The sequence below is a fragment of the Kosakonia sp. PSU_27 genome, from assembly GCF_039409795.1.
Lineage (GTDB): Bacteria > Pseudomonadota > Gammaproteobacteria > Enterobacterales > Enterobacteriaceae > Kosakonia.
In genome coordinates this window covers 277,294-301,488 of record NZ_JBCIVK010000006.1, presented here as the reverse complement: position 1 = coordinate 301,488, position 24,195 = coordinate 277,294, and the positions used below count along the sequence as shown (strand labels likewise).

Here is a 24,195-nt window from a genome sequence, read left to right as displayed (position 1 = left end):
CTGACTTCTTATTAAAACTTCCTGGTAAGCGGACGAATCGCCTTACTCAATACGAAGCGCAAAGCGCGCCCGGCGGTAGTGCGGTTGTGTAGCCCTTTTTTCCAGATACTTTCAAACAAGGCATTCCAGTTAGCTGCAACAGCTTCATGTGAATGCGCAAGTCGCCGTTTTTCTCCTTGTTCACGCATGCGGGCAAACAAGTCAGGAGAATTTTTCAACTTCATAATGGCGGCAAAGGTTTCATCGGGCGTTTTGGCGATCAAATAATCCAGTTCGCTTTCGCGTATAGCCCGAAAAGAGGGTTCGTCATCGCAGATCATGACGGTTTTGCCCAGCCAACTATTAATTAATTTACTGGCCGGTTTACGCGCCAGCCGGTGATCGTGGTGTTTGCGAAAACTCAAACATACGTCCACATCGCGGTAATCTGTCCAGTTATCAAACGAGATGCGCAGCGTAATACCTTGATCCGCCAGCCGCTGTTTAAATTCTTCGGTCTGGTACGCATCCGGAAGGCTGTCTTTACTGCCGAAGTAGGCAACGGTACGCACGGTGTTATCGTCACGTTCACGTGGTTGCAAACCCGGTTGAGGCCAATGTGGGATGAATATTCGTCCTGGTGTCGATAAGACGGCCGGATTTTGTTCAACCACATAATCTGCGCCGAGCACGGGTGGGCGATCGGTTCGGGCGACCACGGTGAGACCATTCCACGGTTTTATCCGGTAACCGAAATGATCGTTATGCAGCAAATTAATGGCGTCTGCACGACACTGAGTGCCCCATGAAAATCCTATTTCACCAGGGTAGTAATAATTCAGGCTGAGCATGGTTTGAAATGTCCATACGCCCCGGCCCCCACAATAAAACCGTTGGGGTATATCATCCGGATTGACGCTTTCATCCATCAGGGTCTGAAAATCGGCAAAATTTGCTGCGATAAAGTCGTCATGTGAGACGATATGTAACCTAAATCTGGTCATGGTTTAGTTATTTAATAAGTTTTTTAAGCCGAAAGTAGCGACGCCCAAGTCGCCAGTGTTGGCGGAATCCACGTGCGTTCTGCCAAATCATTGACCAAATCCCACGATCAAAAAGCTCCTGCGTGATCTCACGTTTTTTTGCCAGATCATCAATGTTGTTAATCTCATGCAAAATGCCCAACCCTTCTTTGGCGATTTGCCACTGACAAGCCGGAACACGTTTGACTTGTTCCGGATATCGACGGTTAATCGCGTCGAGCATTTCGAGGATTTTCATATAATGACGCGCTGAACGCATGCGCGTGTCATTGGTACCAGGAATATGTGATACCGATGCAGAATGGATCAAATAGTCGTAAAACGTTTCATCCACATATTGAACACGCTTCGCGGTAAGCAATATTTCAGTTGTCCAGGGAATATCCTGATGGCGCAAACCGTGTTCAAACGTAAAACCATGCTCTTTGATAAACGCATGACGGTAAATATTCAGCCAGGTGACATGCAGAAATTTGCGTGACGAGAGCGCCATTTGCAGCCAAACCGGCCCTTCCAGTACGCCTGTTGAGGAGAGTTTATCGGACGGAAAAATTTTCTTTGCCGGACGGCCGTCATCATAGATGTAAGTGCCATTACAGGTAGCGACATCCAGATTACCTTGCGTCGCTATCTCCAGCAGACGCGGATACATGCCGGGATAGATCACATCATCGATATCGGGGAAAGCAAGATATTCACCGCGCGCGACGGCAAGGCCAGTATTTCTCGCCGCTGAAACGCCCTGATTCGCCTGGTTGATCACCTGAAAGTGAGCAAACTCACTGGCGTAACGCGCGATCACTTCGGCAGAACCATCGGTTGAACCGTCGTTAACAACAATCATCTCGAGACTTTCAAGCTGTTGCTTCTTGATACTGTCAAAGAATGCGCTGAGGAATTTTTCGCCATTATAAACAGCAATAACGAGGCTCAGTTGCGGTGTATCAGACATGCTTTCTCCGTTAAAAGCGGGCTGTGCGAGGGATTTACCCTGATAGTTAATGGCCTTTTAAAGACCATCGAAGCGGCAGATTTGTTCCGTGGTGGTTGCGCCAGCGGTGCTCATTATCTACGAAGCGATAAAGAAAGCTACTGGCGCACGGGGAGACTGTTAGATTTTAGGGGGATCAGAGCGCAGCTGCTGTAAAGCACACATGCCAATCAAGAGGCCAGTAAGAAACATATATTGCTCAAGGTAGTGATCCAGCAGGTTATGATCAACCAACGTGCGTGAGAAGAAACCAATGGTAAACAGCAGCAAAAACATACCGATCATCGTGTTGCCATGACGAAAATGCCGCCAACCGATATACCAACATCCCGCCAACAGAATTAACCAACCCGCGATGCCCGCGAAGCCATTTTGCAGACCGAATTCAATCAAACCGTAATGGCTGTGTGGGATGGTAATGCGATCGGTATGTAAATCGCGATTCAAAATATAGTTGAAAGCTTCTTTGTGGGGACCCATCCCTGCAGGATACTTGAAGACCAATTTCCATCCCTGATGGAAGAAGCTGGCCCGGCAACCATTAGAGTGGTTCATCGGCGTATCCATGTCGTTTATGGGTGCTGCTGCGCTCTTGATATAGCAGAAACTGTCAAAAGGGGCATTCCAGCCGGTAATCGCATCGCTTTCCAGACTTTGCCAGCGCGGGTCTGTTTTCCACGAGGCGTAGCCCAGCGCCGCGGATGCTGCGATAATGGCGACTAAAATGCCACAGGTCAGCACTACCCGGCTGCGTTGCATATTGTGCAGCGTGATAAGGATGAAGGCAGAAAACAGGCCGCCAACCAGGCCGATAGTCCCCCAGCGTGTGTCCACTAATGCGGTACAGACAAGGTTAGACAGCAGTAATAAGCCAAGCACCGGTGTGTTAAGACGTAGAAAACGCTGGTGCATTAAACCGCGCGCCAACAGTTCTGCCAGAATAAAACCGGTGATCATATTGATCTGGAAACTCATGCGCGTGCGGTTAAACACAATACGTGTCTCACCCCAATGGATTATCCCATCACGCCAGTAAAGCCAAACCGTATCCAGCAAGTGAATGAGAATAACGCCCCAGAAAGAGAGCACGATCAACGTAAATAGCCGGGCAGCGGAAAAATTGGGGAAAGCCGATTGTACGGCTGGCAACAACACGATACCTGCACAAAAAAGTAGTGCAGGACGCACCCATTGCCCATCCCAGGTACCGATCATCTCTTTCAAATCTGGTGCGACAAACAAGCCGTTGATCAGCAGGAACAGGGTTAACGCGCCAAGCGTATAAAGGACAAAGCGCAACTGTTTGCCGTGCAACTGAGCGCGAGCTTGTGGGGAAGTGAAAAACAGGCCGAGTGAAAGCGCGATAACCGGATAGATGAATCCATTTCTGTGGAAAGGTAATTGACCGTTAGGCATTGGCCAGACAAAACACAAAGCCAGGGTAAACAGGACCAGGATCCCTGCCAAAAAAGTGCGAGTTTTAGTCATAATTCTCAGGCTGATTAATAAATTTGTGGCCTTATCGGCAAATTAACGTTCCAGAATGCATTCCCCAGGATCGCCAGGTCAGTGTGATGAAGCCCGGGGAAAACTACCACAGAAAAATTATGTTAAGAAGTGGCTTCTTTGTAACCAGGGCTTTCTCCTGGAAATAGCTCGCCGTGCACTTCGGCGCTACCGATGTATATAATGCCCCCATTTATGGCGTCTGTAAGCCAGGTTACAGGAAATCTATGCATATTGTTCACACCGAAGCAGATGGCGGGAAAGGCGGGCAGCCGCTGCGGATTATCAATGAATCGTTAGGCATGCTGGAACGCGGCCATCAGGTGACTATCCTGTGCCCGGAAACCGCGCCGCTGCACCAGATGGCGAGCGATGCCGGGCTAACGGTAGTGACCATGCCGCTGAAACGTAAGAATATCGCCAACCTGCTTGCGCTGCGCCGCTGGTTGCGAGCGAACCGCGACAGCATTGATGTGATTAATAGCCATAATTCTGCCGATACCTGGCTGGTGGCGCTGGCGAACCTCACGCTGTCCCGCCCGGTGCCGCTGGTGCGTACCCGCCACGCTTCCGGTACGCCGCGCAATAACTGGACCACGCGCTGGCTGTTCCGCCGTGCCTGCGCGCATATCGTCAGTACCGGAGAAGCGCTGCGCTATCAAATGGTCGACCTCGGCGTGCCGCTGGAACAAACCACCTCCGTGCCAAGCGGTGTTGATACCCGACGTTTTCATCCGGCTGATAAAATGGCTGCGCGTGAACAGTGCGGGTTAGCGCAGGATGCCCTGTGGCTGGGTGTGGTGTCCCATCTGCGCCCGAACAAAGGGCATAGCGTGTTGCTCAAAGCGCTGGCGCAAATTAACGACCCGGCGATCAAACTGGCGATTGTCGGTGAAGGGCCGCATCGGGCGACGCTGGAACAGGAAATCGTTCAGCTTGGTTTGCAGGATCGCGTGGTGATGGCGGGCCATCAAAGCAATCCTTCGCAGTGGTTTCCGGCGTTCGATATTGCGTTAAGTCCGTCGCACGATATGGAAGGTGTACCGCAAGGCGTACTGCAATCGCTGGCTTGCCGCATCGCGACTATCGCCACAGATGCAGGGGGCACGGCGGATGCCATTATCAATGAACAAACCGGCTTGCTGGTGGCACAGCGCGATATTGAAGCCCTGCGCGGCGCGATTGTTCGCCTGGCTGGCGACGCCGCGTTACGCGATACGCTGGCGCAACAAGGTTATGATTACCTGTGCGCGCATTTAACGCGAGAATGTATGCTGGCGGCGATGGAAAAGGTGTTCGCCGACGCCGCTCAGCGCAGCAGGTCGCGGTAAAGCGCCTGCAACTCCTGGGCCATCCGGTCCAGCGTCCAGGGTTCAGCGGTGGCGCGCGCCGCCGCCGCATAATCCACACCGCGCGTACGGCCAGTCAGCCACTCACCGACAGACGCGCTGTAACCTTCGCTATCCAGCGCATCGCGCACCCAGCCGTTTTCCCCTTCGACCACCCATTCGGCAGCACCGCAGCCAGGGCTGGTAAACAGTGGCAGCCCGCAAGCCAGCGCTTCAACGCAGACGTTCGGGAATGGATCGTAGAGCGTTGGCAGGATCAACGCGTCCGCTGAACCGTAGACCTGGCGAATATCCGCCACCGGGCCAAGAAAACGCACACGCTTCGCCACGCCCAACTGGCGCGCCAGCTTTTCAAACTTACGGGCGTGTTTATCGCGACCAGCTATCAACAGCCAGACGGATGGATGCGCGACAATCGCACGCAGCGCCGTCGCGACACCTTTACGGGTAAAACCGGAACCGACATACGCCAGTACCGGCGCGTCGGTAGGAATTGCCAGTGCCGTTCGCAGGGACAACTCACGCACGCTGGGGTGGAAATGGGCAGTATCGACACCGTTATAAATCACCGTCAATTGATCGTCGCGCAATTGAAAACGACGGGCGATATCATCGCGCACCATCCGCGAATTACAGATAACCTTGCGCAGCGCAGGATGCGCGAACATCTGGCGCTCCGCCTGCAAAATGTAGTGGTGATAGGGGCTGAAATTCTGCGACCAGCGTTTTAGCGGTGACAGAATGCGGCTGTACTGCTCAAGCCAGGTGGCATGTACGCCGTCTCCGGCGCGGAAAATGGTCGCACCGGGAATGCGCTCATGGCTTTGCACAATATCGAAATCGGCAAAGTGCGCCGCTGCGGCGTCAGCAAAACCCGCTTCGCGCATTTTGCGGTTACGAAACGGTGGATTGACCGTCAGGGTGTGCCAGCCAGCGGCGTTTTCCCATTCGCGGGCGATCAGGGTGACATCCAGCGAGGTATCCTGCGCCAGCACATTCAGGGCGCGGGAAACGAAACGTTCTGCGCCGCCGTTCGGGTTATAGGTTTGTCTGACGATAGCCAGCTTCATGCGGGGTTTTCCAGCAGTAAGGTATCAATCGCGCCGAGCACCTGCGCAGGCGTAATGGCGGTAATGCAATCAGAAACCTGGCTGTCGCCGCAGCCCGCTTTGCCGCAAGGCTGGCAGGTGAAACCGGCGGTAATGACCCGGTAAGTGACACCCCAGGGCGCCCATTTTATCGCGCCCGTCGGGCCGAAAATGGCGATGGTGGGCGTACCCACGGCGCTGGCCAGATGCATTGGCATGGAATCCACGCCGAAGTAGAGCCGCGCATGTTTCATCAACGCGCCTAGCTCTTTCAGATTTAGTTGCCCGCTTAAATCAAACACCGGCTGCGTCAGTGCGGCGCGCAGCTTATCCATATAATCGCTCTCTTCTTTCGACGGCGCGGCCGAGAGAATGATTGGTAAGCCACGGGCTGCCAGCGTGTCGATGGTCGCCGCCAGCTTGTCGATTTGCCAGGCTTTGAACATCCAGCGCGATGTCGGGTGCACCAGAATGTAGGATTTGCTGGCGAGACCAAAGCCCGCCAGTTTTTGCAAAATGGTGTTTTCCGCTTCCTCGCCTGGCGTAAACAACGTGCGTTTGTCCTCGGCGCTGGCCGGGTGGATGCCAATGCGGCGCAGGGCGTCCAGGTTCACTTCCACCATATGGCGGCTGTTATCCTGAATTGCCGGGTAGAGCGTGGTGAAGGATTTCACCCAGCGCCAGCGGGCGAGACCGCCGCGCTTATCCGGTTTGAAGCCGACAGAGACGCGGGGCTTCAGCTTGCGCGCCAGACGCGCACCGTGCCAGTGTTCAGTGAGATTTATCAGTACATCGTAATTGCGCGCTTTGAGCCGGTTGCGCAGACCGCGATAGAGGCTTAACTGCTTCAGCCAACCCTGTTTGCGCCATTTGCGCCCGATGGTATGCACCTGATCGATATACGGATGGTTGGTTAACATCGCCTGAGTATCGTCGTACACCAACGCATCCACTTCGACGCCGGGCCAGTTTTTCTTCAATACGGTAAACATCGGCGAGGTCAGCAAGACATCACCGTGGTGACGCAACTTGATAATCAGCACCCGTTTCGGCGGGCGTTCGGGCGAGAAAAAATCAGACATGGACACGCTCAGCTGTCAGCAAAGGCTGTATTTGGCGATAAACCGCAGCGGCAGAAAGGCTGCTCAACTGCGAAGAGTTTTCCGGGCGGCAAATGGTTTGGTTTTTTCCGTAGCCACCGATAAGGCCAGGATCCGTTGGGCCATAAAGTGTGACGTTCGGCCTGTCCAGCGCGGCGGTCAGATGGCTTAAACCGGTATCAACCGAGACGACAAACCGCGCGCCGGCCAGTTCTCGCGCCACATTCTCAAGGCTCATCCGCGGCAAGACGTCGACAAAATCCAGCCCTTGCGCCAGCCGTTTCGCGCGGGCTTCTTCATGCGGCGCGCCCCACGGTAATTTTATGCGTAAGCCGCTGTCAGCCAGCAAATTAAGTAGCTCGCGCCAGTGCGCTTCCGGCCAGTGTTTATCATCGCGGGTGGTGGCGTGTAAGAACACGGCATAGGGCGAATGCGCCGCGTCGGCGACGGCAAAATGGCGGGCGATGGCGTAATCACCCTGCGTTTGCGGTTTGGTATAACCGAGGCTTTTGGCGAATAATTCGCGGGTGCGCTCAACCGCATGTTGCTGTTTAGCAATGTGATGACGGCGATTGTAAAACAGGCTCGCTAAGGGCTCGCGCGCGGTGCGCCAGTCCATGCCGTGCTTCACACCATGCGCCAGTCGGGTGACCAGCGCGGCGCTTTTCACCAGCCCTTGCGCATCAATAATCGCGTCGTACCGCTCAGCCTGTACCGCCTGGCGAAAGGCTTTACGCTCGGCGGCAATGGGGGCGGAAAACCAGGCTTTGCGCCAGCGGCGGATCGCCACCGGAATAACGCGCTCAACGGCGGCGTGCCAGGCGGGGATCTGGGCGAAACCCTCTTCCACCACCCAGTCAAAACGGATGCCGGGAATCGCCTGCGCGGCGTCGGTGAGCGCGGGCAGCGTATGCAGTACATCACCCATCGACGAGGTTTTAACGATCAATACCCGCATCGGTTATCCTTCCGCGTCCAGCAACAGCGCGTTCAACTCTTCCAGTACGCGCTGCGGGGTAATGTCGATCAGACTCTGGTGATAACCTTCAGCGGCGTCGCCTTTGCGCACTTTGTGGTAGCCGGAAATCAGGCGGATCACGCGGGCTTTGTGCGACAACGGCGGAGTGAAATCCGGGCTGCTTGGGCCGTAAAGCGCCACCAGCGGACGATTAAGCGCGGCGGCGACATGCATCAAACCGGAATCATTGGTAACGATCGCTTTACAGGCAGCAATCAGCACAACGGCTTGTTCCAGCTGCGTTTCACCGGCCAGATTGCGGCACCAGGCTTGCTGCTCGGTGCTCAGCGAGGCCAGAATCTCGTTGCCCGCTTCGTGATCTTTCGCCGAACCAAACAGCAACACCTGGTAGCCTTCATCAATCAGTTGCTTGGCCAGTTCTGCGTAATGGTAGTGCGGCCAGCGTTTGGCCGGGCCGAATTCTGCGCCGGGGCAAAAACCAATAACCGGGCGTTCGGCAGAAATATCAAACGTCGCGCAAACTTGTAATTTCTCGCTGTCGTTAACCTGCAACTGCGGCCACAGCAGCGGCTGCGGCAGATCCTGCGCCGAGCGCATCACACCTTTGTCATAGGCCAGCGCCACATAGCGCTCCACCATTAACGGCCAGGCTTGTTTATCCAGTATGCGAGCGTCATTGAGCAGACCGTAACGCATTTCACCGCGCCAGCCGGTACGGTGCGGCACGTTGGCAAAGAACGGTACCAGCGCGGATTTAAACGAATTGGGCAGCACGTAGGCGCGGTCATAGCGGCGCTCGCGCAGGTTGTGGCCCAGCTTACGGCGTACGCCAATTTCCAGCGCACCGTGGCCGAGCGGCATTGGGATCGCTTCGTTGACTTCCGGCATGCGTGATAAAAGTGGACGGCACCACGCGGGTGCCATCACATCGATTATCGCCTGGGGAAAGCGCGCTTTGAGCGTGCGGTAAAGACTCTGCGACATCATCATGTCGCCGACCCAGGACGGGCCAATGACCAAAATTTTCATACTTACGCGTCGCGGTTCAGCCAGGCCATATACTCGGTTACGCCTTCGGCGACGGTTTTAAACGGTTTGTCATAACCCGCCGCGCGCAGGTTGGTCAGATCCGCCTGGGTAAACGCCTGGTAGCGGCCTTTCAGTTTGTCCGGGAACGGAATGTATTCGATGCTGCCTTTTTTGTGGAAAGCCAGCGTCGCATCAGCCACAGCCTGGAAAGATTCCGCGCGACCGGTACCCAGATTGTAGATACCGGAAACACCGTTTTCCCAGAACCACAGGTTGACCGCCGCGACATCGCCCACGTAGACGAAATCGCGTTTGAAGTTTTCGCTGCCTTCGAACAGTTTCGGGCTTTCGCCGTTGTTCAACTGGGTATTGAGATGGAAGGCCACGCTCGCCATGCTGCCTTTATGCCCTTCGCGCGGGCCATACACGTTGAAGTAGCGGAAGCCGACGATCGGGGAGTTCGCTTCCGGCAGGATGCCGCGCACATACTCGTCGAACAGCATTTTTGAGTAGCCGTAAACGTTAAGCGGCTTTTCGTATTCACGGGATTCGATAAAGTCCGAAGTCCGGCCACCGTAAGTCGCGGCAGAAGATGCGTACAGGAACGGGATTTCGCGCTCCAGGCAGTAGTGCAGCAGCTCTTTGGAGTACTGATAGTTGTTATCCATCATGTATTTGCCATCCCACTCGGTGGTGGATGAACACGCACCTTCGTGGAATACGGCTTCAATATCACCGAACTCTTCACCAGACATAATCTGGATCAGAAAGTCTTCTTTATCCATGTAGTCGGCAATGTGCAGGTCGACCAGATTGACGAATTTGGTGCCGTCTTTCAGGTTGTCCACCACCAGAATATCGGTGATGCCTTTATCATTCAGGGCCTTAACGATGTTGCTGCCGATAAAACCCGCGCCGCCGGTCACGATGATCATAACTGTACCTTTGAAAAGTGGAGCGTTGAGACGATCTCAGACACTAATGTCTCTTATCATATCATCACATTGACGACCCTTCAGCCATTCACCCAGTGAACGATATGCCTATGCGTGATTTATGCTACAAAATGAAGAATGGATGCTGTGTCATCTCGTATCACCGTATACCTTTCGGTAATATGTGCCGAAATTTGCCCAGTCTGGAGAATTGCGATGCGTGGGGATTTTTATAAACAGTTAACGAACGACCTGGAAACCGCGCGTGCGGAAGGGTTGTTTAAAGAAGAACGCATTATTACGTCGGCCCAGCAGGCTGATATCACCGTGGCCAATGGCGACCATGTTATTAACTTCTGCGCCAATAACTATCTTGGCCTTGCCAATCACCCTGATTTGATTGCTGCCGCGAAAGCCGGTATGGACAGCCACGGCTTCGGTATGGCCTCCGTGCGCTTTATCTGTGGCACGCAAGATAGCCACAAAGCGCTGGAGAAGAAGCTGGCCGATTTCCTCGGTATGGAAGATTCCATTCTCTACTCCTCCTGCTTTGATGCGAACGGCGGCCTGTTTGAAACGCTGCTTGGCGCGGAAGACGCCATTATTTCCGACGCGCTGAACCATGCTTCTATTATCGACGGTGTGCGTTTGTGTAAAGCGAAGCGCTATCGCTACGCTAATAACGATATGCAGGAGCTGGAAGCCCGCCTGAAAGAGGCGCGTGAAGCGGGCGCGCGTCATGTAATGATTGCGACCGATGGCGTGTTTTCCATGGACGGCGTGATCGCTAACCTGCAAGGCGTGTGCGATCTGGCGGATAAATATGACGCGCTGGTGATGGTCGATGACTCTCACGCGGTCGGTTTTGTTGGCGCGAATGGTCGTGGTACGCATGAATATTGCGACGTGATGGGGCGCGTGGACATCATCACCGGCACGCTCGGCAAAGCGCTTGGCGGCGCGTCCGGCGGTTACACCGCGGCGCGTAAAGAGGTGGTGGAGTGGCTGCGTCAGCGTTCCCGCCCGTATCTTTTCTCCAACTCACTGGCACCCGCCATTGTTGCCGCGTCCATTAAAGTGCTGGAAATGCTTGAGTCCGGTGCTGAGCTGCGCGATCGCCTGTGGGCAAATGCCCGTCTGTTCCGCGAAAGAATGACCGCCGCAGGCTTTACGCTGGCAGGGGCAGACCACGCCATTATCCCGGTGATGCTGGGCGATGCAGTGGTGGCGCAAAACTTCGCGCGTGAGCTGCAAAAAGAGGGGATTTACGTCACCGGTTTCTTCTTCCCGGTGGTGCCAAAAGGTCAGGCGCGTATCCGCACACAGATGTCTGCGGCGCATACGCCTGAACAAATTGAGCGTGCGGTTGCTGCCTTTACCCGCATTGGTAAACAACTGGGTGTGATTGCCTGAGGGCGTGAAATGAAAGCGTTATCCAAACTGAAAGCAGAAGAAGGCATCTGGATGACCGACGTACCGGAGCCGGATGTTGGTCATAACGATCTGCTGATTAAAATTCGCAAAACCGCGATTTGTGGCACTGACGTGCACATCTATAACTGGGACGACTGGTCGCAAAAAACCATTCCTGTACCGATGGTCGTCGGCCATGAATATGTCGGCGAAGTGGTGGGCATCGGCCAGGAAGTGAAAGGTTTTAAAATTGGCGATCGCGTTTCCGGTGAAGGCCATATTACCTGTGGTCATTGCCGTAACTGCCGCGCCGGGCGTACGCATCTGTGCCGTAACACCACGGGTGTGGGCGTCAACCGTCCGGGCTGTTTTGCCGAATACCTGGTGATCCCGGCGTTCAACGCTTTCAAAATCCCCGACAATATTTCTGACGATTTGGCGTCGATTTTCGATCCGTTTGGTAACGCGGTGCACACGGCGCTCTCCTTTGATTTGGTAGGAGAAGATGTGCTGGTCTCCGGCGCAGGCCCGATTGGTATTATGGCCGCGGCGGTGGCAAAACACGTTGGTGCACGCCATGTGGTTATCACCGATGTGAATGAGTACCGCCTCGATCTGGCGCGCAAAATGGGTGTTACCCGCGCGGTTAATGTCGCCAAAGAGAATCTGGCGGATGTGATGGCAGAACTGGGTATGACCGAAGGGTTCGACGTGGGTCTGGAGATGTCCGGCGCGCCGCCAGCGTTTCGCACGATGCTCGACACCATGAACCACGGTGGCCGTATTGCGATGCTGGGTATTCCGCCGTCCGATATGTCTATCGACTGGACTAAAGTCATCTTCAAGGGGCTGTTTATCAAAGGCATTTACGGCCGTGAGATGTTCGAAACCTGGTATAAGATGGCGGCGTTAATCCAGTCTGGTCTGGATCTTTCGCCGATTATTACCCATCGTTTCAGCATCAACGAGTTCCAGCAGGGCTTCGACGCGATGCGCTCGGGGCAGTCCGGCAAAGTGATTCTGAGCTGGGATTAATAACGAAAAAGGCGCCTGTGGCGCCTTTTTAATGCTTAAGGGTGGGTTGTTTTCCACCCTTGCCACTGATTCTGCATATAACGCACCAGCGTACTCTCGCCAACACTTTCACTGATTACGCTAAAGAAGCGGCTAGCGTAAACCGGTTCAGGTTTGTGCTTCGCTTTACACAGTTTTGCGCCGCGAAACGGATTACGCGGTGGCTGAACGGTACCGCCTGGTGGTGTGGCGTTGGGCGTTGAGGTATCTGTCTGCGGTTCATTGAGCAGATCGCTCGGGCGCACCAGCGTAATATCCGCCGGCAAATTGTAGAGAGACTGTTGCAGAACACGAACAGTGGCGGGATGCGGGTGACCAATAGCAATGGCGGAACCATTGCGACGCGCTAACTGTACGGCGCGGTCAAACTGACGGCGGATATCGCCTTCGTTTTGCGTATCGTCGAGGAACACCTTGCGCTTAATGACTTTTACCCCGGTACCGGAAGCGGCGCGCAGCGCCTGGCTATTGCCGATAGTCATGCTATCAAGGAAATAGAGGTTATAGCGCTCCAGCGCCTGCATCACTTTCTGCATGCCAAACAGACTGGACGTCATGGCGCTACCCATATGGTTATTCAGCCCGACGGCATACGGCACTTTGTTGACGGCGTCGCTGATGATGCGCTCAATCTCTGCGCTACTCATCTCCGGGCGCAGCGTGTCTTTTTCCAGCGGCTGTTTACTCAGCGGTGCCATTGGAAGATGGATCAACACTTCATGGCCACTGTTGTGCGCTTTGGTCGCCATTTCGTGAGCATGCGTTGCATTGGGCAGCACCGCGACGGAGACCGCCTGCGGCATGGCCAGCACCTGGTTTTCAGTTTGTGGGCGGTAGCCGAAATCGTCGATCACGATGGCCAGTTTCCCGGCGAATACCGGAGCGGAAAACGCCAGCGCACTGGCGAGCGTCAAAACAATACGACGAAATTGAAGCAAACCTTATCTTCCCAACCACGGCTGTGGATTGACCGCCTGACCCTGACGGCGAATTTCGAAATAGAGTGAAGGCCGGCCCTGACCGCCACTGCTCCCTACGAGGGCTATCGGCTGACCGGCGCGAACCTGGGTGCCTACGCTCACCAGCGCGCTCTGGTTGTAACCGTAAAGGCTCATGTCGCCCTTGCCGTGTTCCACCACCACCACCAGGCCATAGCCTTGCAGCCAGTCGGCGAGGATCACACGCCCGTCGGCGATAGCTTTCACTTCACTGCCTTCAGACGCGCCGATAACAATCCCTTTCCAACGTAGCTCACCCTGCAGTTGTTCGCCATAACGATGCAGCAACGGGCCGCGAACCGGCCAGACGGCCTGGCCAGACGGCGAACCTAAACCGCCGGTGCGGGACATCAGTGAGCGTTCGCTCTCGGTAGGTTTATACGTGGTGCCTTTGCGGCTGGCTTCATTTTGGCGGTCACGCACGGCTTGCGCTTCGCGGGCTTCACGTTCGGCACGGGCTTTAGCTGCCGCTTCCGCGCGGGCGAGGCGATCGCGCAAGCGAGATTCGTTGGCGCGCATTTCACCGAGCTGTTGCTGGCCTTCCTGAATGGAGGATTCCAGACCAGAAAGGGTTTTCTGCCGCTCACTGCGTGCTTGTTCAAGTTTGGCCTGCTGCGCTTTTTGCTCATACAGCAGCGTTTGTTGCTGGCTCTGCTTCTCTTCCAGCTCGGATTTTTGCGTGGCGACCTCTTCGCGTGTCTGTTTCAACTGAGCGATGGTTTCCTGTCGCGCCTGGTTGAGATAACCAAAGTAGGCCTGCAAACGCTGGCCGCGCTGGCTCTCTTCACCACTCAGAATCAGCTGGATCCCGGTGTGTGGCCCCTGCCGAAACGCCGCATCAAGCTGCGCCGCCAGGTTGTGTTCCTGCGTGGTGCGCTGACGTTCCAGTTTGGCAATCGAGGCGTTCATCTCGTCGATCTGCTTATTGAGCTGGGCGAGGGTGTTTTGCGTTTCCCGCAGTTGGCGAGTGGCGGCAGAGATGGCTTCTTCCTGTGCCTTTAACTGGGCAAGAAGGCCCGCGCGTTGCTGTTGTTGCTGGCGTACCGCGCGCTCTTTTTCAGCGATATCGGCCTGAATAGATTTGAGCTGATCGCGGTCATCCGCGTGGGCGGAAACGGCGCACAGCAATGCGCCAGCGCTGAGTGCGCTGGCGCAAAGAAAGGGTCGGAGCCCGACCCATGTAATTGAAAAAATCGCCTTTCCCCTCATGGGGAGCGATTATTCCACGATGAACAGCGGCTTACCAGTCATCTCTTGCGGGATTTCCATGCCCATCAGCGTCAGCATAGTCGGCGCGATGTCGGAAAGTTTACCGCCGGAAACGGCTTTCAGCGCTTTGTCGCCAACATAGATCAGCGGCACCGGCAGGTTGGTATGCGCAGTGTGTGCCTGACCGGTTGACGGGTCACGCATCTGCTCAGCGTTACCGTGGTCGGCGGTGATCAACATCTGACCACCTACGGATTCCACCGCTTTGCTCACCTCTGCAACGCAGTGATCCAGCGCTTCAACAGCGGCGACAGCAGCTTCAAACACGCCGGTATGACCGACCATATCGCCGTTCGGGTAGTTACAAATAATGGTGTCGTACTTCCCGCTGGTGATCGCACCCACCAGTTTCTCGGTCAGCTCTGCGGAGCTCATTTCCGGTTGCAGATCGTAAGTCGCCACTTTCGGCGAGTTGATCAGAATGCGGTCTTCGCCCGGGAACGGCTCTTCTACGCCGCCGTTAAAGAAGAAGGTGACGTGGGCATATTTTTCCGTTTCGGAAATACGCAACTGAGTTTTGTTGTGCTTCGCCATCCACTCACCGAGCGTATTCGCCAGAGAAGCTGGTGGATAGGCGACGGCAGTTTTGATGTCGGCGGCATATTCGGTCAGCATGACGAAATCGCCCAGCTTAACCACTTTCTTACGTGCGAAACCGTCGAAGTCTGCGTTAACGAACGCGCGGGTAATTTCACGTGCGCGGTCGGCGCGGAAGTTCATGAAAATCAGCGCATCGCCATCTTCCATTGCCGCATCGGGCTGGCCTGCGGCGCGAATAACCGTCGCTTTTACAAACTCGTCATTTTCGTCGCGAGCGTAAGCCGCTTGCAGACCCGCAACGGCGCTATCAAAGGTGAACTCGCCTTTGGCCTCGGTCATCAGGTTGTAAGCTTGTTCCACGCGATCCCAGCGGTTGTCACGATCCATCGCATAGTAACGACCAATAATGCTCGCAACACGGCCTTTACCCAGCGCGGCGAACTTGTCTTCGAATTTTTTCAGCGAGGATTCAGCGCTGCGCGGCGGCGTGTCACGCCCATCGAGGAAAGCGTGCAGATAGATTTTTTCCGCACCGCGTTCTGCGGCCAGTTCCACCATCGCCATAATATGATCTTCATGGCTGTGCACGCCGCCTGCGGAGAGCAGACCCATAATGTGCACGGCTTTGCCAGCGGCAACCGCTTTGTCTACCGCACCGGCCAGTACCGGGTTGCTAAAGAACGTACGCTCTTTGATCTCTTTATCCAGGCGAGTCAGATCCTGGTAAACAATACGTCCTGCACCCAGGTTAACGTGGCCGACTTCGGAGTTGCCCATCTGGCGATCCGGCAGGCCGACTTCGAGGCCTGACGCGTCAATCAGCGTATGCGGGCGGGTTGCCCACAGTTTGTCCATCACCGGGGTTTTAGCGTTGAAAATAGCGTTATCCTGCTGGTCTTCACGGTAGCCGTAGCCATCCAGAATCACCAGTACCATAGGTTTTTTAGAAACCGACATTGCGACAACCTCATGCTCAGAAGACAAAAAATTTGCGTAATTTTACTACAGCTGAATCGATAAAATAGCCGCAGAAGATCAAAGAAAGCGGCTGACCAGCCCCTTGTTTGCGCAGCGAGTATTTATTTTTTTTGTAACACTCCGCAGAAAATGCATTCCGTCGCGCTGGCTGGCTGTATTTGCCCCACTGCGCAGGTATACTCCTTGCTGGTTTTTAATCACTAAGTCCGGAGTTGTAACCCCAGATGCAAGAAATTATGCAATTTATTGGCCGCAACCCAATCCTGTGTATCGCCTGGATTGCGTTGTTCGGTGCTGTGCTGTTTACCACTTTCAAGGGCATTGCGTCTAAAGTGAAAGTGATTTCTCGCGGCGAAGCTACGCGCCTCATTAATAAAGAAGATGCCGTGGTAGTGGACTTACGCCAGCGTGATGATTTCCGTAAAGGTCACATCGCAGGCGCGGTGAATTTGCTGCCAAACGAGATCAAAGCCAATAATGTAGGTGAGCTTGAAAAACACAAAAGTGCGCCGATTATCGTTGTTGATGGTACCGGCATGCAGGCCCAGACCCCGGCGAACGAGCTGGTGAAAGCCGGTTTCGAGAAGGTCTTTGTGCTGAAAGACGGTATCTCTGGCTGGATGGGCGAAAACCTGCCGTTAGTTCGCGGTAAATAATTTACCTACGGGTAAACATCGGAGAAGAGATATGGCCAATATTGAGATCTACACGAAAGCGACTTGCCCGTTTTGCCACCGCGCAAAAGCGCTGCTGAAAAGCAAAGGTGTTGCTTTTGCTGAGCTGCCGATCGACGGTGATATGGTAAAACGCGAAGAGATGATTCAACGTAGTGGCCGTACGACGGTTCCGCAGATTTTCATTGATGCGCAGCACATTGGCGGCTGTGACGATTTATATGCGCTGGACGCGCGTGGCGGGCTGGATCCGCTGTTGCGTTAATGCTTTTAGAGCACTACAACACTTAAGGGTTATTCACTCATGTCTGAACAAAACAACACCGAAATGACTTTCCAGATTCAGCGTATCTACACGAAAGATATCTCTTTCGAAGCGCCGAATGCGCCACACATCTTCCAGAAAGAGTGGCAGCCGGAAGTGAAACTGGATCTCGACACCGCCTCCACCCAACTGGCGGAAGGTGTTTATGAAGTGGTTCTGCGCGTTACCGTGACCGCTTCTCTGGGCGAAGAAACTGGCTTCCTGTGCGAAGTACAGCAGGGCGGTATCTTCTCTATCGACGGTATCGAAGGAACGCAGATGGCGCACTGCCTGGGTGCATACTGCCCGAACATTCTGTTCCCGTATGCCCGCGAGTGCATCACCAGCCTGGTTTCCCGCGGTACTTTCCCGCAACTGAACCTTGCGCCAGTGAATTTTGATGCGCTGTTCATGAACTACCTGCAACAGCAGACTGGCGAAGGTGCCGAACAACATCAGGATGCCTGATGAACGCACTTAATGCTGCAATGACTGTGATCGGTGCCGGCTCTTACGGCACCGCTCTTGCCATCACGCTGGCAAGAAATGGCCACCCGGTTGTGCTGTGGGGCCATGACCCAAAACATATCGCGACCCTGCAACACGACCGTTGCAACGCCGCGTTCCTCCCCGATGTGCCTTTCCCCGACACGCTGCAATTAGAGAGCGATCTGGCCCGCGCGCTGTCCGCCAGCCGTAATATCCTGGTGGTGGTGCCAAGCCACGTCTTTGGCGATGTGCTGGCGCAAATCAAGCCGCTTATGCGCGATGACGCGCGTATCGTCTGGGCGACAAAAGGGCTGGAAGCCGAAACCGGGCGTCTGCTCGAAGAGGTGGCGCGCGAAGTGTTAGGCCCGGATATTCCGCTGGCGGTGATTTCCGGCCCGACATTTGCCAAAGAGCTGGCGGCGGGTCTGCCAACGGCGATTTCCCTCGCTTCTGCGGATCCCCAGTTCGCTGAGGATTTACAGCAGCTCCTTCACTGCGGCAAAAGTTTCCGCGTCTACAGCAACCCGGATTTCATCGGCGTGCAACTGGGCGGCGCGGTGAAAAACGTCATTGCGATTGGCGCGGGCATGTCCGACGGCATTGGCTTTGGCGCCAATGCGCGTACAGCGCTGATCACCCGTGGTTTGACCGAAATGTCACGTCTCGGTGCCGCGCTGGGTGCCGATCCAGCCACCTTTATGGGCATGGCGGGTTTAGGCGATTTAGTGCTGACTTGTACCGACAACCAGTCGCGCAACCGCCGCTTCGGCATGATGCTTGGCCAGGGCATGGACGTACAAAGCGCCCAGGACAAGATTGGCCAGGTGGTCGAAGGTTACCGCAATACCAAAGAAGTGCGCGCGCTGGCGCACCGGTTTGGCGTCGAAATGCCAATAACCGAGGAAATTTATCAGGTATTGTATTGCGGAAAAAATGCGCGCGAGGCAGCATTGACCCTATTAGGTCGTGCCCGCAAGGAAGAGCACTAACCCCTTAGTCGCAGGGACTCTTTTTGAACTCACGATAAGGCTGGCGCAGACCAGCCTGTCGTCTTATCACGTCTGGAGTAAGCAATGCCGTGTGAAGAACTGGATCTGGTCTGGAAAAATATTAAAGCCGAAGCCCGGGCACTGGCGGAATGTGAGCCAATGCTGGCCAGTTTTTACCACGCGACATTACTCAAGCATGAAAACCTCGGCAGCGCACTGAGCTATATGCTGGCGAATAAACTTGCCTCGCCGATTATGCCCGCGATTGCCATTCGTGAAGTCGTCGAAGAAGCCTATGCTGCCGACCCGGAAATGATCGCCTCCGCCGCCTGTGATATCCAGGCCGTGCGCACGCGCGACCCGGCGGTGGATAAATATTCCACGCCGCTACTCTATCTGAAAGGTTTCCACGCGTTACAGGCATACCGTATTGGGCACTGGCTGTGGACGCAGGGACGCGAGGCGCTGGCGATTTTCCTGCAAAACCAGGTGTCGGTCAGTTTCCAGGTCGATATTCACCCGGCGGCGCGAATTGGCCGTGGGATTATGCTCGACCACGCAACAGGCATCGTGGTGGGCGAAACGGCAGTCATTGAAGATGACGTGTCGATCCTGCAATCGGTCACGCTTGGCGGGACCGGCAAAACCAGCGGCGATCGCCATCCGAAAATCCGCGAAGGGGTGATGATTGGCGCGGGTGCCAAAATTCTCGGCAACATCGAAGTGGGCCGTGGGGCGAAAATTGGCGCGGGTTCGGTGGTATTGCAACCGGTGCCGCCGCATACCACGGCAGCAGGCGTGCCGGCGCGGATTGTCGGCAAGCCGGAAAGCGACAAACCGTCAATGGATATGGATCAGCATTTCAACGGGATCAACCACGGGTTCGAGTACGGCGACGGGATTTAATTGCCTGGCTATTTTACTCGCCAGTCTGAACCAGAGCCGTGCGCGAAACGCGACAGCGCGTTGAACATCCGCAGGAGGCGCGAAGCAAATAATCCCCAGGATTCTGTGTTCGCGCCGGTTTTCTTCGCTGCGCGTTTCGCCAGTAGCGCAGAAAAATAAATGCGTCCGTCATGACAGGCATCGCTATCCGCAGGTCGGATAACGTGTTGACGTCGCCCGTTAATTTCCCTTCAGCTACGCAGCACCGCGCCCGGGTAACCGAGCTGGCGCCAGGCTTCATACACCACCACCGATACGGCATTCGACAGGTTCATGCTGCGGCTGTCCGGCATCATCGGAATGCGGATTTTTTGCTCTGGCGGCAGTGCGTCAAGGATAGTCGCTGGCAGGCCGCGCGTTTCCGGGCCAAACATCAAATAATCACCATCCTGGTAGCTCACCGCACTGTGTGCTGGCGTCCCTTTAGTTGTGAGGGCAAATAAGCGTTGCGGCTGTTCGGCGTCGACAAACGCGGCGTAATCGTGATGGCGTTTTACCGCGGCGAACTCATGGTAGTCCAGCCCTGCGCGGCGCAGGCGCTTGTCGTCCCAGGTGAAGCCCATCGGTTCAATGATATGCAGACGAAAACCGGTATTGGCGCACAAACGGATGATATTCCCGGTATTTGGCGGGATTTCAGGTTCGAATAAAACGATGTTTAACATACTGCCCCCTTAATAGCGGGGGCAGGATAGCACTCTCTAAGCGGCGTCGCCATGCGACAACGGTGCCAGCCCGGCAGGTAACTGGTTCAGCCCCTGTACCAGCGAATCTTTGCTGATGTCGCGAATCGATTTCGCGCTGGTCAGCGTCATCGCTACGCGCATCTCTTTCTCAATCAGATCCAGCAGATTCGCCACGCCCTGGCGACCATGCGTTGCCAGCGCATACAGATACGCGCGGCCCAGCAGGACGGAATCTGCGCCAAGCGCCAGCATGCGCACCACATCCAGCCCGTTACGGATGCCGCTGTCGGCCAGGATGGTGATATCGCCTTTCACCGCATCGGCAATCGCCGGAAGCGCGCGGGCGGAAGAGAGCACACCGTCGAGCTGGCGGCCGCCGTGGTTAGAAACCACAATGCCGTCTGCGCCAAAACGTACCGCGTCGCGGGCATCTTCCGGGTCGAGGATCCCTTTGATCACCATCGGGCCATCCCAGAATTCACGGATCCACTCCAGGTCTTTCCACGAAATCGACGGATCAAAATTCTTCGCCAGCCAGCCAATGTAATCCTCCAGCCCGGTCGGCTTGCCGAGATAGGCGGAGATATTCCCCAGATCGTGCGGGCGGCCATTAATGCCGACATCCCACGCCCACTGCGGATGCAGCACCGATTGCAGATAACGGCGCAGCGCCGCATTCGGGCCGCTCATACCGGAATGGGCATCGCGGTAGCGCGCGCCTGGGGTAGGCATATCCACGGTGAACACCAGTGTTGAGCAACCGGCGGCTTTCGCCCGCTCCAGCGCATTACGCATAAAGCCGCGATCGCGCAGCACATATAACTGGAACCACATCGGGCGCTTAATCGTCGGCGCGACCTCTTCAATCGGGCAGACGGAAACTGTCGAGAGCGTAAAAGGAATGCCTTTCGCATCCGCCGCGCCCGCTGCCTGCACTTCACCACGCCGGGCGTACATGCCGCATAAGCCAACCGGGGCCAGCGCCACCGGCATCGATAACTTTTCATTAAACAACGTGGTTTCGAGGCTCAGTTCAGACATGTCTTTCAGCACCCGCTGGCGCAGCGCCACCTGGGACAGGTCTTCAACGTTGCGGCGCAGGGTGTATTCGGCATACGCGCCGCCATCGATATAGTGAAACAAGAACGGCGGCAAAATGCGTTTAGCCGCCGCGCGATAGTCGCTGGCTGCGGAAATAATCATGCTTTTTTCTCCCTGGAGTGAATGTGCTGCTCGTCGGGCAGGCGGGTGATGCGTGCCTGGCGGGCCTGATCTTCATCGAATTTGCGAATAGTGGTATGCACGAAGCCGAGATGCGCCATCATCGCCTGGCGCGCGCCATCGGCGTCTCCGGCAAGAATGGCGTTCATCACCGCCTGGTGCTGTTCGGTCAGTTGTGAAAACACTGGCGGAACGAGATACATACGCTGGCGGCTCTGTTTTACCGAGGATTGCAGCAGGTCGAAGAACCCGCGCATGGTTTGCAATAACACCACGTTATGTGAGGCCTCGGCGATGGCGAGATGGAAACGCACATCGGCCTGGGAGGCGAGATCCGGGTCGTCGGATTGTGTGGCTTCAAAGCACAGCACAATTTTCTCTTTATCGGCCTCGGTGGCGCGCATCGCCGCGTGCCAGGCGGTACTGGCTTCAATGGCGTGGCGCGCTTCAAGAATATCGAAACTGTAATCCGGGTCATCATGCAGCAGCGTTTTCAGCGGCTGGACGATGTTTTGCTCCGACCAGTCGTCATGCTGCCAGCGCACAAACGTACCGCCGCCGCGACGGCTGAGCAGCAGGCCTTCGCTGACCAGTTTTGATAACGCTTCACGCAACGAGTTGCGCGACACGCCAAGCTGTACGGCGAGCTGGCGCTCTGCGGGCAATTTCATGCCCGCTTCCAGTTGTTGTTCAGCAATCAGCGCCCGCACACGATCGGCAACCTCGTCTGTCAGGCGTCTGGGTAACACTTTCATGGGATCATCCAGGTCAGAACATAGGCCTGAAGTGTAGTAATCACCCCCACCATGCAGGTGAAAATCAGGCTGTGTTTAACAGTAAAACGGAACAGGTCGGACTCTTTGCCCACCAGCCCCACCGCCGCACAGGCAATGGCGATCGACTGCGGCGAAATCATCTTGCCGGTAACGCCACCCGTGGTATTCGCCGCCACCATCAGCACATCCGACACACCAATTTGCTGCGCCGCCGTGGCTTGCAGCGCCGCGAAGAGCGCGTTGGAAGAGGTATCTGAACCGGTCAGGAAGACGCCCAGCCAGCCGAGGAATGGCGAGAAGAAGGGGAAGGCACTGCCGGTGTGCGCCAGTGCCAGTGCCAGCGTCGATGACAGCCCGGAGTAGTTAGAGATAAAGGCGAAGGCCAGCACCATACCAATCGAGTAAATCGGCAGCGCCAGATCGCGCAGCGTGCTGGTAAAGGTCGTGACGGCATCTTTCGGCTTCATGCGTAGCCAGATAATCGACAAAATAGCGGCAAACAGAATGGCGGTGCCAGTGGCGGAGAACCAGTCAAATTTATATACCGCAGCGTAAGGCGTGGCGGCGCTCACCACCGGCGGCATACGCGCGACCAGCTTGTCGAGGTGCGGTACAGAAAGGGTCAATACCCAGTCATACAGTGCACCACCAGGGGCGAACAGCGCCTTAAACGGCGGCACGCTCCACAGCGTCACGGTAGCGGTCAAAAACAGGAACGGTGACCAGGCGCGCAGGATCTGCCCGCCGCTGTATTGGGTGCGTTTTAAATCGAGATCCACCTGCGATGCGCCCATATCGCCGAAGCGGAAGATGCGCACCGGACGCCAGCGTTTGAGGAACAACGTCAGGCAGACCAGCGAAACCAGCGATGAGATGATGTCCGGCAGTTCCGGGCCGATAAAGTTGGAGCTCAGATACTGGGCGATAGCAAACGAGCCACCCGCGACAATCACCGCCGGCCAGGTCTCTTTAATGCCGCGCCAGCCGTCCATAATCGCCATGATCCAGAACAGCACGATAATGGTCAGGAACGGTAACTGGCGGCCAACCATCTGGCCGATTTCAAAACTGTCCAGCCCGGTAACCTGTCCGGCAACCAGGATTGGAATACCCATTGCGCCAAAGGCGACCGGCGCGGTGTTGACGATCAGACACAAGCCCGCGGCATACAGCGGGTTAAAACCTAAGCCCACCAGCAACGCGGCGGTAATGGCGACCGGCGCGCCAAAGCCCGCTGCCCCTTCCAGAAACGCGCCGAAAGAAAAGCCGACAATCAGCATTTGCAGGCGCTGGTCGGGGGTAATCGACAAAATCGAAGACCGGATAATGTCGAACTGCCCGGTTTTGACCGAGATTTTGTAGACAAAAACGGCGGCGATAATGATCCACGCAATCGGCCATAGTCCGTAAAAGAAGCCATAAACCACCGAGGCCAGCGCGTGATCAAGCGGCATATGGTAAAACATCAGCGCCACGCCAAGGGCGATAACGACAGTCCAACTGGCGGCCACATAGCCTTTCAGTTTGAGCTTTATCAGCGCAAAAAAGAAAAACAGGATCGGTAGCGATGCAATTAAGCTGGAAAGCCAAAGGTTGCCAGCCGGGTCGTAATTCTGTTGCCAGAGATTCATGCAGGTCTCCTGAGAACCACAACAAAACCGGCGAGCGGCAAGTCTGCGCTTAGCTCTGCGTCACATGTTCTGTAAAAGTGGTCCTGCCAGTTGGGTTGTGTAGGGGTTGTGATAACGAATGGTTATCCAGATGTTGCTGGCAAGCAATATATCTGTGACGGGATTTGATGGATTTGTGAACCAGGGAGAGGAACAGCAGGGATTGGTAG

The 24,195-nt window shown here is 55.6% G+C and carries 23 protein-coding genes; 8 read left to right on the top strand and 15 right to left on the bottom strand.

Features of this window, described 5'->3' with window-relative positions; translation table 11 throughout:
• Positions 1 to 11: 11 nt before the first annotated feature.
• The 3 genes from AAIG26_RS17100 to AAIG26_RS17090 form a co-directional block, all read right to left on the bottom strand.
• Positions 12 to 983 carry a glycosyltransferase family 1 protein gene (locus tag AAIG26_RS17100; RefSeq protein WP_343181062.1) on the bottom strand — a complete coding sequence of 324 codons (972 nt, stop codon included), beginning with the start codon at positions 981 to 983 and terminating at the stop codon, positions 12 to 14.
• A gap of 7 nt (positions 984 to 990) precedes the next feature.
• A complete protein-coding gene (locus AAIG26_RS17095; protein WP_343181061.1) occupies positions 991 to 1,974 on the bottom strand; it encodes a glycosyltransferase in 984 nt (327 codons plus the stop codon).
• Between the two features lie 159 nt (positions 1,975 to 2,133).
• Positions 2,134 to 3,501 (bottom strand): O-antigen ligase family protein, encoded by a 1,368-nt coding sequence (locus AAIG26_RS17090; protein ID WP_160268383.1) that lies wholly within the window; start codon positions 3,499 to 3,501, stop codon positions 2,134 to 2,136.
• A gap of 245 nt (positions 3,502 to 3,746) precedes the next feature.
• Here AAIG26_RS17090 and AAIG26_RS17085 point away from each other — a divergent pair, with 245 nt between their 5' ends.
• Positions 3,747 to 4,850, top strand: a complete 1,104-nt coding sequence (locus AAIG26_RS17085; protein ID WP_160268384.1) for a glycosyltransferase family 4 protein — start codon at positions 3,747 to 3,749, stop codon at positions 4,848 to 4,850.
• Here AAIG26_RS17085 and AAIG26_RS17080 read toward each other — a convergent pair.
• Genes AAIG26_RS17080 through rfaD form a run of 5 tightly spaced genes read right to left on the bottom strand, consistent with a single transcriptional unit; the run spans position 4,829 to position 9,999 of the window.
• Complete coding sequence (locus AAIG26_RS17080) at positions 4,829 to 5,938, bottom strand: glycosyltransferase family 4 protein (RefSeq protein ID WP_343181060.1); 1,110 nt, start codon at positions 5,936 to 5,938, stop codon at positions 4,829 to 4,831. The two genes, AAIG26_RS17085 and AAIG26_RS17080, sit on opposite strands and share 22 nt — an antisense overlap.
• The gene (gene rfaQ / locus AAIG26_RS17075) at positions 5,935 to 7,038 is read right to left on the bottom strand and encodes a putative lipopolysaccharide heptosyltransferase III (RefSeq protein WP_343181058.1); all 1,104 of its coding nucleotides are present in this window, start codon (positions 7,036 to 7,038) and stop codon (positions 5,935 to 5,937) included. Before rfaQ ends, AAIG26_RS17080 begins: the two co-directional genes overlap by 4 nt.
• On the bottom strand, positions 7,031 to 8,014 hold the full coding sequence (gene rfaC, locus AAIG26_RS17070) for a lipopolysaccharide heptosyltransferase RfaC (protein WP_343181057.1): 984 nt from the start codon (positions 8,012 to 8,014) through the stop codon (positions 7,031 to 7,033). Before rfaC ends, rfaQ begins: the two co-directional genes overlap by 8 nt.
• 3 nt (positions 8,015 to 8,017) lie before the next feature.
• The gene (gene rfaF / locus AAIG26_RS17065) at positions 8,018 to 9,064 is read right to left on the bottom strand and encodes an ADP-heptose--LPS heptosyltransferase RfaF (RefSeq protein ID WP_343181056.1); all 1,047 of its coding nucleotides are present in this window, start codon (positions 9,062 to 9,064) and stop codon (positions 8,018 to 8,020) included.
• 2 nt (positions 9,065 to 9,066) lie between these two features.
• Positions 9,067 to 9,999 carry an ADP-glyceromanno-heptose 6-epimerase gene (gene rfaD / locus AAIG26_RS17060; RefSeq protein ID WP_017458185.1) on the bottom strand — a complete coding sequence of 311 codons (933 nt, stop codon included), beginning with the start codon at positions 9,997 to 9,999 and terminating at the stop codon, positions 9,067 to 9,069.
• A 216-nt stretch (positions 10,000 to 10,215) separates the two neighbouring features.
• Between rfaD and kbl the strand changes: the two genes are divergently transcribed.
• Together kbl and tdh are read left to right on the top strand one after the other, a co-directional pair.
• Entirely contained in the window at positions 10,216 to 11,412 is a 1,197-nt protein-coding gene (gene kbl, locus AAIG26_RS17055; protein ID WP_343181055.1) for a glycine C-acetyltransferase, read from the top strand.
• Between the two features lie 9 nt (positions 11,413 to 11,421).
• On the top strand, positions 11,422 to 12,447 hold the full coding sequence (gene tdh / locus AAIG26_RS17050) for an L-threonine 3-dehydrogenase (protein WP_020455738.1): 1,026 nt from the start codon (positions 11,422 to 11,424) through the stop codon (positions 12,445 to 12,447).
• 35 nt (positions 12,448 to 12,482) lie between these two features.
• Here tdh and AAIG26_RS17045 read toward each other — a convergent pair whose 3' ends face one another.
• Genes AAIG26_RS17045 through gpmM form a run of 3 tightly spaced genes read right to left on the bottom strand, consistent with a single transcriptional unit; the run spans position 12,483 to position 16,250 of the window.
• Positions 12,483 to 13,424: a divergent polysaccharide deacetylase family protein gene (locus tag AAIG26_RS17045; RefSeq protein ID WP_343181053.1), complete on the bottom strand. Its 942-nt coding sequence runs from the start codon at positions 13,422 to 13,424 to the stop codon at positions 12,483 to 12,485.
• A 3-nt stretch (positions 13,425 to 13,427) separates the two neighbouring features.
• The gene (gene envC / locus AAIG26_RS17040; protein ID WP_343181052.1) at positions 13,428 to 14,693 is read right to left on the bottom strand and encodes a murein hydrolase activator EnvC; all 1,266 of its coding nucleotides are present in this window, start codon (positions 14,691 to 14,693) and stop codon (positions 13,428 to 13,430) included.
• Positions 14,694 to 14,702: 9 nt separating this feature from the next.
• Positions 14,703 to 16,250 (bottom strand): 2,3-bisphosphoglycerate-independent phosphoglycerate mutase, encoded by a 1,548-nt coding sequence (gpmM, locus tag AAIG26_RS17035; protein WP_020455734.1) that lies wholly within the window; start codon positions 16,248 to 16,250, stop codon positions 14,703 to 14,705.
• 245 nt (positions 16,251 to 16,495) lie between these two features.
• Between gpmM and AAIG26_RS17030 the strand changes: the two genes are divergently transcribed.
• The 5 genes from AAIG26_RS17030 to cysE all read left to right on the top strand — a co-directional run bounded on the left by AAIG26_RS17030 (position 16,496) and on the right by cysE (position 19,633).
• The gene (locus AAIG26_RS17030; protein WP_017458191.1) at positions 16,496 to 16,927 is read left to right on the top strand and encodes a rhodanese-like domain-containing protein; all 432 of its coding nucleotides are present in this window, start codon (positions 16,496 to 16,498) and stop codon (positions 16,925 to 16,927) included.
• A 31-nt stretch (positions 16,928 to 16,958) separates the two neighbouring features.
• Positions 16,959 to 17,210: a glutaredoxin 3 gene (gene grxC, locus AAIG26_RS17025; RefSeq protein ID WP_017458192.1), complete on the top strand. Its 252-nt coding sequence runs from the start codon at positions 16,959 to 16,961 to the stop codon at positions 17,208 to 17,210.
• 39 nt (positions 17,211 to 17,249) lie between these two features.
• Positions 17,250 to 17,717 carry a protein-export chaperone SecB gene (gene secB / locus AAIG26_RS17020; RefSeq protein ID WP_017458193.1) on the top strand — a complete coding sequence of 156 codons (468 nt, stop codon included), beginning with the start codon at positions 17,250 to 17,252 and terminating at the stop codon, positions 17,715 to 17,717.
• A complete protein-coding gene (gene gpsA, locus AAIG26_RS17015) occupies positions 17,717 to 18,727 on the top strand; it encodes an NAD(P)H-dependent glycerol-3-phosphate dehydrogenase (RefSeq protein WP_017458194.1) in 1,011 nt (336 codons plus the stop codon). Before secB ends, gpsA begins: the two co-directional genes overlap by 1 nt.
• Positions 18,728 to 18,811: 84 nt before the next feature.
• Positions 18,812 to 19,633 carry a serine O-acetyltransferase gene (gene cysE / locus AAIG26_RS17010; RefSeq protein ID WP_017458195.1) on the top strand — a complete coding sequence of 274 codons (822 nt, stop codon included), beginning with the start codon at positions 18,812 to 18,814 and terminating at the stop codon, positions 19,631 to 19,633.
• A 230-nt stretch (positions 19,634 to 19,863) separates the two neighbouring features.
• Here the strand turns inward: cysE and trmL are convergent, their stop codons facing one another.
• The 4 genes from trmL to lldP are packed head-to-tail and all read right to left on the bottom strand — an operon-like array spanning position 19,864 to position 23,986.
• On the bottom strand, positions 19,864 to 20,337 hold the full coding sequence (gene trmL, locus AAIG26_RS17005) for a tRNA (uridine(34)/cytosine(34)/5-carboxymethylaminomethyluridine(34)-2'-O)-methyltransferase TrmL (protein ID WP_020455732.1): 474 nt from the start codon (positions 20,335 to 20,337) through the stop codon (positions 19,864 to 19,866).
• 36 nt (positions 20,338 to 20,373) lie between these two features.
• The gene (gene lldD, locus AAIG26_RS17000; protein WP_343181051.1) at positions 20,374 to 21,561 is read right to left on the bottom strand and encodes an FMN-dependent L-lactate dehydrogenase LldD; all 1,188 of its coding nucleotides are present in this window, start codon (positions 21,559 to 21,561) and stop codon (positions 20,374 to 20,376) included.
• On the bottom strand, positions 21,558 to 22,334 hold the full coding sequence (lldR, locus tag AAIG26_RS16995; protein ID WP_045507534.1) for a transcriptional regulator LldR: 777 nt from the start codon (positions 22,332 to 22,334) through the stop codon (positions 21,558 to 21,560). Before lldR ends, lldD begins: the two co-directional genes overlap by 4 nt.
• Positions 22,331 to 23,986: an L-lactate permease gene (gene lldP / locus AAIG26_RS16990; RefSeq protein WP_020455729.1), complete on the bottom strand. Its 1,656-nt coding sequence runs from the start codon at positions 23,984 to 23,986 to the stop codon at positions 22,331 to 22,333. Before lldP ends, lldR begins: the two co-directional genes overlap by 4 nt.
• Positions 23,987 to 24,195 lie beyond the last annotated feature (209 nt).